10 protein-coding genes are annotated in these 13,720 nt (G+C 57.3%); 6 read left to right on the forward strand and 4 right to left on the reverse strand.

Annotated features, from left to right (window positions below; translation table 11 throughout):
* Nucleotides 1-3: 3 nt before the first annotated feature.
* Both ABD735_RS03020 and ABD735_RS03025 read right to left on the reverse strand, forming a co-directional pair.
* Nucleotides 4-333: a hypothetical protein gene (locus ABD735_RS03020; RefSeq protein WP_344803143.1), complete on the reverse strand. Its 330-nt coding sequence runs from the start codon at nucleotides 331-333 to the stop codon at nucleotides 4-6.
* Entirely contained in the window at nucleotides 330-1,004 is a 675-nt protein-coding gene (locus ABD735_RS03025; protein WP_344803145.1) for a uracil-DNA glycosylase family protein, read from the reverse strand. Before ABD735_RS03025 ends, ABD735_RS03020 begins: the two co-directional genes overlap by 4 nt.
* Nucleotides 1,005-1,073: 69 nt before the next feature.
* Between ABD735_RS03025 and ABD735_RS03030 the strand changes: the two genes are divergently transcribed.
* The 4 genes from ABD735_RS03030 (at nucleotide 1,074) to ABD735_RS03045 (ending at nucleotide 8,092) form a co-directional block, all read left to right on the forward strand.
* Nucleotides 1,074-2,252, forward strand: coding sequence for an adenylate/guanylate cyclase domain-containing protein (locus ABD735_RS03030; protein ID WP_344803147.1), 1,179 nt, complete (start codon nucleotides 1,074-1,076; stop codon nucleotides 2,250-2,252).
* 78 nt (nucleotides 2,253-2,330) lie between these two features.
* A complete protein-coding gene (locus ABD735_RS03035; RefSeq protein WP_344803149.1) occupies nucleotides 2,331-3,449 on the forward strand; it encodes an S-(hydroxymethyl)glutathione dehydrogenase/class III alcohol dehydrogenase in 1,119 nt (372 codons plus the stop codon).
* Between the two features lie 33 nt (nucleotides 3,450-3,482).
* Nucleotides 3,483-4,397 (forward strand): S-formylglutathione hydrolase, encoded by a 915-nt coding sequence (gene fghA, locus ABD735_RS03040; protein ID WP_344803151.1) that lies wholly within the window; start codon nucleotides 3,483-3,485, stop codon nucleotides 4,395-4,397.
* Nucleotides 4,398-4,426: 29 nt separating this feature from the next.
* Nucleotides 4,427-8,092 (forward strand): mechanosensitive ion channel domain-containing protein, encoded by a 3,666-nt coding sequence (locus tag ABD735_RS03045; RefSeq protein ID WP_344803788.1) that lies wholly within the window; start codon nucleotides 4,427-4,429, stop codon nucleotides 8,090-8,092.
* A gap of 9 nt (nucleotides 8,093-8,101) precedes the next feature.
* Here ABD735_RS03045 and ABD735_RS03050 read toward each other — a convergent pair whose 3' ends face one another.
* A complete protein-coding gene (locus ABD735_RS03050) occupies nucleotides 8,102-8,881 on the reverse strand; it encodes a hypothetical protein (RefSeq protein WP_344803153.1) in 780 nt (259 codons plus the stop codon).
* A gap of 6 nt (nucleotides 8,882-8,887) precedes the next feature.
* On the opposite strand from ABD735_RS03050, the gene ABD735_RS03055 reads away from it, so the two are divergent.
* Both ABD735_RS03055 and ABD735_RS03060 read left to right on the forward strand, forming a co-directional pair.
* A complete protein-coding gene (locus tag ABD735_RS03055; RefSeq protein ID WP_425548556.1) occupies nucleotides 8,888-10,126 on the forward strand; it encodes a tRNA nucleotidyltransferase/poly(A) polymerase-related protein in 1,239 nt (412 codons plus the stop codon).
* A 40-nt stretch (nucleotides 10,127-10,166) separates the two neighbouring features.
* Nucleotides 10,167-13,148: a S8 family serine peptidase gene (locus tag ABD735_RS03060; RefSeq protein WP_344803155.1), complete on the forward strand. Its 2,982-nt coding sequence runs from the start codon at nucleotides 10,167-10,169 to the stop codon at nucleotides 13,146-13,148.
* Here the strand turns inward: ABD735_RS03060 and ABD735_RS03065 are convergent.
* Complete coding sequence (locus ABD735_RS03065; RefSeq protein WP_344803157.1) at nucleotides 13,132-13,641, reverse strand: acyl-CoA thioesterase; 510 nt, start codon at nucleotides 13,639-13,641, stop codon at nucleotides 13,132-13,134. The two genes, ABD735_RS03060 and ABD735_RS03065, sit on opposite strands and share 17 nt — an antisense overlap.
* Between the last annotated feature and the right edge of the window lie 79 nt (nucleotides 13,642-13,720).

Here is a 13,720-nt window from a genome sequence, read left to right on the forward strand (position 1 = left end):
GGCCTACTGTGGGGAATTGCTGTCAATGGTGACAGGCAGGCGTGCCACCGCGCGCCTGACCTGCGGCATCGCATGAATCCTGTCATTTTCGAATTTACCGACTTTTCGGAATCTTACCAACAACATACGTGCAACCTGCTCACCCTGTGCCCGATTTCGTCCATGCTTTTGCAGAACGGCAAGAATTTCGTCTTCAGCAACATCGGTTCGATGTCGATGTAAATCGAGAATTTCCCGTGCCGCCGCCTCATCTTTCGGATCGGTCGTCTGCAGATTGGTGACGATCAGGTAGCCGAAGACTGCGGCTACCATGATGCCGATGATATAGGTCATATTGTCGTGTCCAGTTGATGAAGGTCCTGAGTCGAGCCCTGCAGTGCCCGCCTGACTCTGGCTTGCAGTTCTGGTACGAATTCGTCCTCGAACCAGGGGTTTTTCTTCAGCCACGCCGTATTGCGCCAGGAAGGATGCGGCATTGGCAGCAGAATCGGCTCACCCGGAGCTGGTCTACCAAGCGCTGCGCGCCAGTTGGCAACCCTGGCGGTCATTGAAAGATGGCTCTGCTCGGGAAGATGCCAGCGCTGGGCATACTGGCCGATGAGCAGCACGAGATCCAGCTGCGGCATGAGCTGCGCCATGAGCTGCGTCCGCCAGCGCTCGGCACACTCGGATACAGGCGGCTTATCGCCACCTTTGCCGGTCTTGCCGCTGCCATCGTAGCCGGGAAAGCAGAAGGCCATCGGTGCAATGGCGAATTTGCCTGACTCATAGAAGGCTGTCTCATCGACGCCGAGCCAGCTACGGAGTCGCACACCAGAGGGGTCAAAAAAAGGCAGGCCCTTCAAGTGGGCCTTGTTACCCGGCGCCTGGCTGAAGATACCGATTCGTGCAGTCACGGGCAGCTGGAATATTGGCTTCGCTTCGGGAATCAGGCCCGCCACTTCGCAGAATTGACAGCGACTGATATCGTCCGCAATTGTCAGTAATTTAATCCTTCGGTTCAATTGACACCCGTGGTCCTGCAGACCATTATCAAAAGATCAGTGGATGACGAAAGGCAATAATAACAAGCGATGCAGTCCAAATCCCGTCTGGTCGAGGAATTAACCGACTTCACTCTCGAACTGCTCGTCGACGAGCGGCGGAGGGCGACACCTGCTGGCAGTCAGGAAAGCCAATCCGCACAGAAAGGGGTGTCCGGCAGCCTTGCCAGACACTCACGCGGGGCGATCACGACTGCGATTCGTGAGATTGTCGATCCCAGTCCGCTCAAGTTGACACCCGAGCTCAAGATAGCCACTGTCCTGATAGCCGATATCAGAGGCTTCACACAGCTCACCGCTTCAAACCGACCTACCCAGATCGTTGCCTTGCTCAACTTCTTCTTCACCAGAATGGTCGAGCTCATCTACAAGTACGACGGTTTTGTCGACAAGTTCATGGGCGACAGTGTCATGGCCGTGTTCGGACTCAAGAACAAGCGTAAACCCCGCAGGTCCAGTCTCGACGCCGTCCGTTGTGCTGCTGAAATGCAGCGGTCCATGGAGGAAGTTAATCTCTTTGCGGCCCGCCTGGGGCTTGATGCAGTATATATCGGAGTGGGTTTGAACTGTGGCGAAGTGGTCGCGACCACACTGGGCTGTGAGACACATGGTGAATATACTGTCATCGGGGAGACGGTCAATGTGGCTGCCCGGGTCGAAGCGCATAGCCTTCGGGGGCAGGTCTTGCTGACGGCGCCACTGTATTCTCTGGTCGAGCGATATGTGGCCGTCGGTGAGCCTGCCGATGTCTTCGTCAAGGGACAGCCGCGGCCGCTCAGGATCTATGAGCTCACGAGTGTCGAGCTGTCGGCCGAGGCCGATACTGCTGTCGAGGAAGAGGGGACAGCGCGTACATTGCACATTCCGCGTTGTGACGACCGGAAGAGTCCACGGGTGCCGGTGCATCTGCCAATGCAGTACTGGCGAGTGGAAGGCACAACCATCGGCGCGGAGGTGGGGGAGGGGGAAATCCTCGACCTTGGTTACTACGGCATGCGTGCTCGGACGAGCGAGTTTCTCGAACCCTTTTCTAATATCAAGTTTCCCTTCAGTCTTGCCATGGCATCGCCTACGGACCATGACATCTACGCCAAGGTCCTGCGTACCAGCAAGGACAGAAATGAGTATATCAGCAGCCTCGAGTTCACCGCCATACCGGCACATTGTGAGCGCTCACTGCACTCCTTCATAGACAGAACGCTGGCCTGATCGGTATCGTCCGGTGTCAGGATTCGCAATGAGCTGCGTATAACGCCTAGTCAGTCATCCCAAAAGGAAGTAATCGCTATGAAGTCACGCGCTGCTGTCGCCTTCGAGGCCGGCAAACCTCTTGAAATCGTAGACATCGACATCGAGCCACCAAAGAAAGGCGAAGTGCTGGTAAGAATGGTCGCTACAGGTGTGTGCCATACAGACGCCTACACGCTGTCCGGCGAAGATCCCGAGGGGCTTTTCCCCTGTGTGCTCGGCCATGAGGGCGGCGGCGTAGTGGAGGCGCTTGGTGAAGGGGTGAGCACGGTGGCGGTAGGGGATCACGTCATTCCCCTCTACACGCCGGAGTGCGGCGAATGCAAATTCTGCCGGTCTGGCAAGACCAATCTCTGTCAGGCCATTCGATCCACGCAGGGCCGCGGACTGATGCCCGACGGAACATCGCGACTTAGCTATCAGGGCAAGCCGATACATCATTACATGGGCACTTCGACCTTCTCTGAGTACGCAGTCATCCCCGAAATCGCACTGGCGAAAATCGACGAGTCTGCGCCGCTGGACAAAGTCTGCCTGCTTGGCTGCGGCGTGACCACTGGCATCGGCGCCGTGACCCACACGGCCAAAGTGGAAGCCGGTTCTACAGTGGCGGTCTTCGGTCTGGGCGGAATTGGCCTGAGCGTCATACAGGGCGCTGCGATGGCGGGCGCCGGCCGCATCATTGGCGTCGATCTCAACCCTGATAAATTTGAACTCGCGAAGCAGATGGGCGCAACCGATGTGCTCAATCCTGATGATTTGCCAGACGGCAGAGGCTCACTTCAGCAGGCAATCGTCGACATGACCGATGGTGGCGTTGATTATTCCTTCGAATGCGTCGGCAATGTCGACCTCATGCGCACCGCACTCGAGTGTACTCATAAGGGATGGGGCGTTTCTGTCATCATTGGGGTAGCCGGGGCCGGCAAGGAAATCAGTACACGTCCGTTTCAGCTGGTGACCGGTCGAGTGTGGAAGGGTTCGGCCTTTGGTGGCGTGAAGGGCCGCAGTGAATTACCTGGCTTCGTGGATCAGTACATGTCCGGCGACATCAAGATCGATCCTTTCGTGACACACACCATGAAGCTCGAAGATATCAACAAGGCTTTTGACGCACTGCATGCGGGCGAAAGTATCCGTACAGTCATACTGTTCTAGGGACCGCACATGTCTGCAAAGCCAGGAGGCACGATGAAACTGCTCGAGACCAACAGATGCTTCGAAGGCGTCTGGCAACGCTACAGCCATGTATCGGCCTTATGCCAGTGTGAGATGACCTTCTCTGTCTATCTCCCTCCTGGCTGCGAAAGTCATTCCGGGGCCATGGCGCCCGGTGATAGGAAGCCAGCGCTGCTCTGGCTGTCCGGCCTCACCTGTACCGATCAGAATTTCGTTCAGAAGGCACATGCGGCAGCGGCGGCGTCCGCAGCAGGCTGCATCCTGCTGGTGCCTGATACCAGTCCAAGAGGTCTGAATATCGATGGCGAAGATGAGCGGTATGACCTCGGCAGCGGTGCGGGCTTCTATGTCGATGCCACCGAGTCGCCCTGGCGCGATGGCTATCAGATGTTCAGCTACATCACTGAGGAATTTCTGACCCTGGTCGCTGAGCAGTTGCCGGTATCGCTGGAGCATCTTGGTGTCGCAGGTCACTCCATGGGAGGGCACGGCGCACTCATCATGGCCTTGAAGCGTCCGGATCTGTTCCGCTCAGTCAGCGCCTTCGCGCCGATCTGTGAGCCCTCGAAATGTGACTGGGGCCAGCGCGCATTTTCGGCCTATCTCGGTAGTGACCAAGCAGAATGGGCAGAATACGACGCCTGTAGCCTGATACGGCAAGGGGCCCGAGGCCCTGGCCGGATTCGGGTAGAGCAGGGTGACGCAGATGATTTCCTCGAAGCTGGGCAACTGCGGCCGGAGTCGCTTCAGGCCGTGTGCGAGGATGCCGGTATCGAGCTTGAGTACCAGCTCAGGGAAGGCTATGACCATAGCTACTTTTTCATCCAGACTTTCATCGCCGGACACCTCGGCTATCATCTCGTGCAGCTGAAGCACCCCGCCACTGGCGATGCTTCTGCACTTCAGACAGGTCTCGCATCACGGTGAGACGCGGACACAACGCTTGTTCAGTGAGCATGCACCGGCTCGTAGTCGCCGTTATTTTTGGACTCACCCTGCTGGCAGGACAGCTTGCTGCCGCGCCACCTGCCGCGCCGACCCAGATCCGTGACTCAGATGATTCGGCCTCGCCCGCGCAACGTGCGGCCAGGGACGACGTGCCTTCCAAGGCCGAGATCGAGGCCATCAAGGCGCGTATCGAGGCGCGAGACATCGCCGAAGCTGAAAAGCAGACGCTCCTCGAGCGGCTTGAAAAGACCAGCGTATTCAAGAAGCAGGCTCGAACAGACAGGAAACAGGCCGATGAATACCAGGACAGACTCGATCACGGCCCGGAAGATCTCAAGACGCGAGAACTGGTCACCAAGACACTGCAGAGGGAGAAAGAGCCGGATCTGATCGCTCAGGATGACGCATTGTCGGCGCCACTCAGCGACCTGGAGCCGGCACAGATCGACGAACTGCAGCAGACACTGTCAGGTCGTCTGGTGAAATCAGAAACCGAGCTTCAGCAGCTCAACAGCCACCTCGAGGATCTGACCGAGGAGCTGACTGAATTGAGAGCTCGCCCGGACGATGCCCGACGAGAGCTCAGCGAAATCAATGACCGCCTGACTCGTATAGACATCGCTCTGCAGACCTACGACGGCCAGGCTGATACGCCTACTGTCGAAAAAGCCTACTCTGCACTCGTCGAGGATGAAGGTGCCGACGACTCGGCAGACGCCCCAATGGCGCAGACATTGTCAGCCTTCGAATCCCTGACCGAACGGTGGGCGCTTGCGGCCGAAGCGCTGGCCTTGAGCGAAAAGGCCGACCGCAATCAGATTGAACTGGCAAGTCAGTCGCTTCGTGGCGATCTCATCGAAGCGGATAGGACCCTGACTGCCATCAAGGCCGAGCGTCTGACCAAGTTGGTCCGCGTGCTCCAACAACGCATTGCCGAACTCAATATTGAGGAAGCAAGTCGGCTCAAGGAAGATGTGAAGTCTGATGTGCAGGCCAGTGGCCAGAAACTCGGTCTTGCCGACAAGGTCATATCCCGCAACCAGCAAACCAACCTGGCGCTCAGTGACGACCTGCTGCAGCGAACACAGTCTACAGAAGTCATCGATCGGAATGTGGCCGCTGCCAATGATGAACTGGCCGATATTCGCGAACGTTTCCGATATACCCGAAGCAAGGTCGAGGTGGCCGGTCTCAGCCAGGCGCTTGGTCAGATTCTGCTTGAAGAGCGCCGGCAGTTGAGAGAACCACGTCTGCAGGAAGCGCGGGCGCTCACTAGTCAGGACCTCATTGCCAGGGCGGGTCTTTCGCAGATACAGAACGCAGAAATGCGTCGGGATCTGCGGGATCTGGAAGACTTTGCCGAGCGTTTGTATCGCCGCGAGAAACTGAAGCCCGCAGAGATGGAGCAGGCGGAATTTGTCGACATGATGATTCCGGTGCTCGAAACCCGCCGCAGCATTCTCGATGAACTGACCAGCGCAGATCAGTCCTATCTTCAGAGCCTCAGTGAACTGGACTATATGTTGACGCAACTCGACGATGTGGGTGAAAGCTATCAGGCTTTCATCAACGAGCGCCTGCTGTGGATTCGTAGCAGTCCGGTCGTGGACGGCGGCATGCTGCTGGGCATCGGTACCCAGGTGCGGGAACTGATGCGATTCCAGCACTGGCGCGGTCTATTGGTAGATATTCGTGAAAGTCTGTCAGCAGGTCTTGTCTGGTGGGTCGTCGCCTTCCTGGCTTTTGCAGCCTACCTGCGCCGCTACAGTCTGAAGGTGATGTTACGAAACTACGCAGTGCCGTTGGGGCGCTTGAGTACCGACAGTTTTGCCTGGTCGGCCAAGGCTCTTCTGGTCACGATTCTGCTGGCGCTGCCTTGGCCAGTCATCTTCTGGTCCATCAGCATGGCTCTCGAGCAGACGCCGCTGCAGAGCCGCCCTGCCGTCGCCCTTACGGCAGCCCTCCATGGCATGGTGTCCCTGCTGTTCTACCTGCAGGTTATTCGCATGCTCTGTGTGCCAGATGGCATTGCCGTGGCGCATCTGCGATGGCCGAGGGAGCATGTCGAGATGATCTATCGCGACCTGAACCGCTTTCTTTACCTCGTTTTGCCCCTGATACTGGTTGCGAGCTTCATTATCAATTTCGACTTTGGCTCAGGCGTTGGCGCCTTGCCTAACCTGGTGCCTCTGCTGTCATTGACGGCATTGGGCTATGCGCTCGTGAAGTTGTTCAGCCGCGACAGGGGGGTTATTCGAATCTACCTGCGTTACCGGCACAGGGAAGCTTCATCGAGGGCCCACAGGTTCCTCATTGTCAGCTCGATTCTGATTCCGGCAGCCTTGGGTGGTACAGCCTTGCTGGGTTATCTCTACACCGTAGGCACCGTGTTCGTGCTGATCAGCGATACCATTTTTCTGCTGGTCGCTCTTCTTGTCGTGCATCTGCTCATGGTACGGGGCATCATCCTCACGCAGCGGAAAGTGGCCTACAAGCGTGCAATCGAGAAGCGCAATGCGGCCCGCCTCACTGCGCGTGCCGCCGCCCTGCCAGTCACTGCACCGGACGAGCATGAAGCTGTGCGTAACCCGGAAATTACTGCTGCCGTGGAGGCAGCGGTTGAGGCAGGACAGGAGTCTGGTCTCGATATCGCCGTGCTCAGCAAAGGCATGCGCGAACTGTTGAGTACCGTAATGCTGGCCGCGGGTGCCTTCGGTTTATGGTTTATCTGGGAAGATGTGCTGCCAGCCTTCAATATCTTCGAAGAGGTCGCGATCTGGCAGTACACCGAGGGCACTGGCGAGGAGGCTCGCATCGTACCGGTGACACTGTTCGATCTCGGATTATCGATTTTTGTGATCGTACTCACGATATTTGCAGCCCGCCGAATCCCGGCCTTACTCGAATTTGCCGTGCTTCAGCGGCTCGCCATGGGCCCAGGGGGCAGCTACACCATCAGAACGCTCGCGGGCTACCTTGTGGTCGGCATTGGCATTATCGTGGCGCTGGCACAGGTGGGCGCCAACTGGTCGCAGATCGGGTGGATGGCCGCGGCACTCAGTGTCGGCATCGGTTTTGGTCTGCAGGAAATAGTGGCCAACTTCATCAGCGGCCTCATCATTCTGTTCGAACGTCCAATTCGGGTCGGTGACGTTGTTACGGTCGGAGACACAGACGGCGTCGTCACTCGAATCAAGATACGGGCCACGACCATCAGGAACTGGGACAACAAGGAATTGCTGGTGCCCAACAAGGAGTTCATCACCAGCCGTTTATTGAACTGGACCCTGACCGATGAAACGACGCGTCTCTTGATTCCTGTCGGCATCGCCTATGGATCCGATCCACGCAAAGCCATGCAGATCATCAGCGATGTCGCCACGTCTCATCCGAACGTACTCACTGAACCGGCACCACTGGTGACCTTCGAAGCATTTGGTGACAGCGCTCTGCAGATCTTCCTGCGTGCCTTCGTCGGCGAACTGGCGCTGCGACTGCCGGTCGCGACCGAGCTGATTACGCAGATTTATGAGGCCTTGAACGAGGCTGAAATTTCGATAGCCTACCCGCAGCGCGACGTCCATCTCAGCACGAGTCAGCCGCTGGAAATGCGGGTGCTCCGCAGTGGACGGCTCGACGAATCCGGAAAGGTAGTCGAATCCAGCGCCACCTGAGCGTCGGTTTCAGGACGAGGTGGTCTGGTCCGGGCTCAGCAATGAAGGATGGCAGCGGTAGATCATGCCCTTGTGGCGACCAAGACCTTGTAGCTTGCAGTTGATACGATTCTGTTTGAGTACGACAGCCTGAACGAGCTGTTGACGATAATGGAAGACCACCCGGTCGCCCGCGGCAAAATTCTGCGCGGAACGCGATCGCTGAGTGGCCTCTGCTTTCTCGATGCTTTGCTGAAAACAGGGCGCCCCCACGAGTTGCTGTGGAAGCAGTTCACGAAGCTGGGATCTGGCGAGGTTCAGATCCACTGTGTCGTGCAGACGCTGGAGATGGGTGTAAAAAGCCTCGTTGTGAACACTGCCATAGCGGCGCTTCCTGTCGACAGTCTGTAGAAGATGAGCGAACTCATGAAGACAGGTCTGCAGCAGGACTGACTCAAGGCTCACGAGACCATCGAAGTAACCGCGCCTGCGAATCTCCCGCACCGTCAACCAGCGCTCGAGCGCGCCTGTGCCGTTCACCACAGACTGCCATTTGTCGACGATCATCTTCTGACCGAAGACGATCAGGTGCCGGCGCGAAGCAGAATCGAAGCGATGATAGGTCGCTCTGCCGACGCCCGGGCGACACAGTAGATCATGATTGAGGTACAGTGCGTCTGAAGCATGCGCAGTATTCCATAGTCGAGTCTTGGTGAAGTCGCACAGTGCAGACGCCGTGAGTCGCGCGAGCTCGATGGTCGCTGTCTCGCACGGGACTTCGCAGTCAGGCTGCTGCTCAGGATCAATCATCTACGAGTGAATATATTCAGCATTATGGACATCTTTCTTGTTGGCGGAGCCGTTCGTGACGAATTGTTGGGGCGGCCAGTGGCTGATCGTGACTACGTTGTCACCGGTGCGACACCCGCCGAGCTCATCGAAGCCGGATTCTCGCAGATTGGTAGCGATTTTCCGACCTTTCTGCACCCGGAAACCCACGAAGAATATGCGCTGGCACGAACGGAGCGCAAGGCAGGCCGTGGCCATACAGGGTTCATCTGCGATTTCAGCCCCGACCTCACGCTGGAAGAGGACCTCCAGCGCAGGGACCTGACGATCAACGCCATGGCCAGGGGTAGGGATGGCGAGCTCATAGACCCCTACGGCGGCCAGGCTGACTTGAAACAGCGGGTGTTCAGGCATGTATCGTCGGCCTTCGTCGAAGACCCCCTGCGGGTATTGAGAGTGGCGCGCTTTGCTGCTCGTTTCCCTGACTTCGGTCTCGCCCCGGAAACCCGCAAGCTCATGCAGGAGATAGCCGCATCCGGTGAGCTTCAGCTGCTGACGCCCGAACGGGTCTGGAAGGAGATGAGCCGGGCACTGATGGAGGATCGCCCATCTCGGTTTTTCACCATTCTTAGTGAGTGCAATGCAGTGGAACCACTCTTTCCAGAGTTTAATCTGCCGGTGCCTGCGTTTTTGCAGGCCTGTTTAGCGCTGGATGCGGCAGCCAGGGCGGTCCAGTCGCTGTTCGTGAAGATAGGCATTCTGGCCTGCCCGCTGAGCAGGTCGAACGCTGACGCTGTGAATCAACGCCTCAAGACACCGAAACAGGCGCTGCTCGTTAGCCGGCTATGCGCCAGTAATTATAATAAAATCAAAGGCTTTCTGAAGGGCGATGTGATCGATGCTGATAAGCCGGAGTATTTGCTGAGTCTGTTTGAAGCTGCAGATGCCTTTCGACGCCCAGAACTGATGCAAAATTGTTTTGAGGCATGCCTGTACTTTTTATGTACAGAAGCGCAGTGTTACGAAAAGTTCGAAGATGTAGCTTTACGTAATAGTGCGGTCAATACAGCATTGGTCGACATGTGTACACTGCCAGATAAAGACAAGTGGCCCTGGGCCTCATCGCACCGCGTGGTTGTGGCTTCATTGGCCGCTGCGGCTGCTGTGGACGCCAAGGAATTGATTCAAAAAGGTTTCAAAGGCATAGAAGTCGGAAGAGAACTGCGCCTGGCTCGTCTCGCGGCTATCCATAAGGCCCTCGCCTAGCCCAGGACAAGGTTCTCCCGACTAGGGAAAATATTCGATAATGTTTCAGACTTTGCTCAATATTTCTTCTTCTGTCACCAGATCTCCACAGCTTCGCTGGGTTCTTGTGCTGGCAGCTGCTGTTCAATTATCAGCCTGCGGCGGCGGCGGTGGTGGTAGCTCGGGTGGACCAGCCCCTGCGGAGGGGCCAGATGGGCTACCCATTCCAGGGCAGGGTGCTGGTGCACCGCTGCAGTCCGGGCAGTATCAAATCGGTGGAACGATCGAGGGTCTCGAAGGTGAGATTCGGCTGACAGAGCGAAGCGGAGCCGAGTTGACGCGCAACCAGAACGGGGCGTTCGTTTTCAACACGCCCGTTGAAACGGGTGCAGAATATGAAGTTGAGGTGTTCGTTCCCCCAGTTGGTCAGTCCTGCACGGTGGAGGGTGGCCTCGGCACAGTGGTAAATGAAAATATCTCCTCGGTAAAGGTAAGCTGCGTCAAAAATGACATCAGGAATACCCTTTCAGGCGAAGTGACGTCGGCAATTGCCATCGTGACTGATATGGATGTGAACGACCCTGCAGCGCCTTTTGAGGAAAATAACTCGTTCGACTCGGCCCAGCCGGTGGCCAGTTTTGCAACGATTCAGGGTTTCCTGACCAAGTCAGCGACCGCAGGCAACGGCCGGTTCTCGAGTGGAAAGACCCCTGAGACTGATCCTGCTGATTACTTTGCAATGACCCTGTCTGCCGGTCAGCGCCTCGAGCTTCAGATTGTCGATTTCGATCCTGCGCCGGGCCAGGAGCGCAAAGTGGACATTGACATGTACCTCTTTGATGCCAAGGCAGACCTGTTGACCAATTCAGTCGGTTTTGGCGCGAACGAAGCCGTCACCATCCCGGCTACCGGCGATTATGTGGTGTTGCTCGAGGGCGTTGCCGGCAGCTCGAAATATCTCCTCAACGTGAGGGCAGGCACGAATGCCTCTGCAGGAGATATGGCTTCGGACCGTGTTCGTCCGGCCGATTTCGTTCCTGGTGAGCTTATTGTCAAACGCGAGCGCAGCGACAGTGCAGCGGCGCCCGCACACATTGCTGCCGATGTCGGCAGCAGTATGCCGGAATTGATGACCTTCGACATATCAGGCGGAACGTCAGCTGGTCTGGCGTTCGACGGTCCGGCTTCGGCCTCGGTTCCTGAAGAGTTTACCCTCACGGATTCGGAAATCGAGGCGAATCAGCAGCTGGCCGCTCGTAACCCGGATGCCTTCACCCGTCTTCAGACCCTGCGTAAGATGAAGCGTATTGCCAGAGAGCCGGGTGTCGTCTATGCGGAACCTAATTATCTCGTCGCGCCCACTGCCATTCCAAATGATCGGTTGTGGGATCGCCAATGGAATTTTGCGAACATAAGGCTGCCCCAGGCCTGGGACATCACCACTGGCCTCGCGCCAGCGGCCCCCGTGACTGTGGCGGTCATCGATACCGGTATCATCGCGCAGCACGAAGATCTCAGTGGTCAGCTCGTGGATGGCTATGATTTTATCAGCAGTCCAGAACAGGCAGGAGATGGTGATGGTATCGACCCCAATCCGAATGAAGAGCTCAACGCCAGCACTGGTTTTACGTCGATTTTTCACGGCACTCACGTGGCCGGCACCATTGGCGCCAAGTCCAATAACGGTTTAGGCGTAGCGGGCGTGTCTTGGGGCGCGAGAATGATGCCTTTGCGGACGCTCACCGAACGCGGTGAAACATACGACATCATTCAGGCCATACGTTATGCCAGTGGTCTGGCGAATACTTCTGGCATCGTGCCTTCGCGACGGGCGGACGTGGTGAACATGAGTTTCGGCGGGCCGAGCTACGCCCAGGCCGTGGCTGATACCATCGCCGAGGCTTCAGCGGCCGGCGTCATTTTCGTGGCTGCTGCCGGCAACGAGAACAATGATGCTGACTTCTACCCAGCAGCCTATCCGAGAGTCATTGCCGTCAGTGCCATCGATGCCGCCAACCGGCGATCGCCCTACTCGTCGTACGGCGGCTATGTCGACGTGACTGCGCCAGGGGGTGACCTGGCGCGTGACGACACCGGCGACGCGCGACCGGACGGTGTCTACAGTACGTCTTCCGAAGGCCCGGGTCAGACGCAGTCAGTATATCTGCCACTGCACGGCACCTCCATGGCGGCGCCGCATGTCTCGGGTGTCATCGCACTGATGAAGGGGCTATACCCTGCGCTCGATCACGATGGTGTGATGAATCTGATCCGGAGTGGGCAGCTGACGGACCGACTCACGGACACCGAGTTCGGATCGGGTGCTACCCAGGGGACCACCGTCAGTTTCGGCTATGGTCGAATTAACGCACTCAAGGCTGTGCAGGCAGCTTCACGGCTCGCTGCCGGAACTGATGTCATTCCTCTGCCGCCCGCCCTGACGGCGACGCCGAGTTTTGTCAGCCTGGGCTTGCGCGACAGCGCAAAGTTCACGCTGAGAAACGAGGGCGGGGGATCTTTGATACTCAGTGATCTCTATGCTGACAAGAGCTGGCTGCGTGTCAATTCAGTAAATGGTGGTCTCTTTGGCGACTACAATGTGGTCGTTGATCGCTCACAGCTTGGAGATGGTGTCCATGGCTCGACCATCAACATCACGCTTTACGATGAGGTGCTGGGGACCTTCCACGAATTACAGGTGCCCGTATCAGTGAGAGTGGGCTCTGAAAGCGTGGCTGGAGTGCTGACGAGCGTGACGGTGTCGCTCGCCGAGTCTCGCACTCAGCAGGTGGTGCGGACCAAGCGAATTGGCGGTAATAGCGGTTCATCAGCCAGGTATGAGTTCACTGATGTACCGAATGGGACCTACACCCTGTCCGTCAGCTCCGATATCGATTTCAATGGCGAGAGTTGCAGTGTCGGTGAGGTGTGTGGCGCTTATCCGGTACTCGGCGATGCGCAAGTCGTGGTGGTCGCGAACGAGTCCAAGGGCAATCTTGATCTCGTGACGAAATTGCGGACCGGCGTTACGGCTTCGGAGTAGAGCCGCGACTGCTTTTGAGTTGCTCCCGAGTATCGAGGCGGGCGCTGCGCCGGATGTCGGCATTTCTGTAGCGCCTGCGCTCATCAGGTGTCGCTGGCTCTACGTCGGCGACTTCCACCGGGCGTTTGTCGTCATCGAGGGCAACGAAGGTGAAGTAAGCGGATACGATATGCCGCTCGTCGCCAGTGTAGCTATTTTCAGCCATGACCTTGATGCCGATTTCCATTGAGGTCTTGAACACTCGGTTAGCTGCGGCCTTGAATATCAGCGTATCCCCGTCCTTGGCCGGCGCCCTGAAATGCATCGAATCGACTGATGCAGTCACGCAGGGGTGGCCACTGTGACGTTCTGCGACCACGAGAGCGAGCCGGTCGCAAGTCGCCATGACCAGTCCGCCGAATACTGAGTAATGGGCGTTGAGATCACTCGGGAACACCTTGTAGACGTGACCCTCGATTGATGAGTCGCTCACCCGCTTCTTCTGTTTGTTCATCTGCCACTCCAGTACGTTCTACAGCGCTTCCAGCTGCTGCTTTCAGCGACAGTCTACTGTATAAAGTCCCATATGAACT

Source organism: Allohahella marinimesophila, from assembly GCF_039538005.1.
Lineage (GTDB): Bacteria > Pseudomonadota > Gammaproteobacteria > Pseudomonadales > Oleiphilaceae > Allohahella > Allohahella marinimesophila.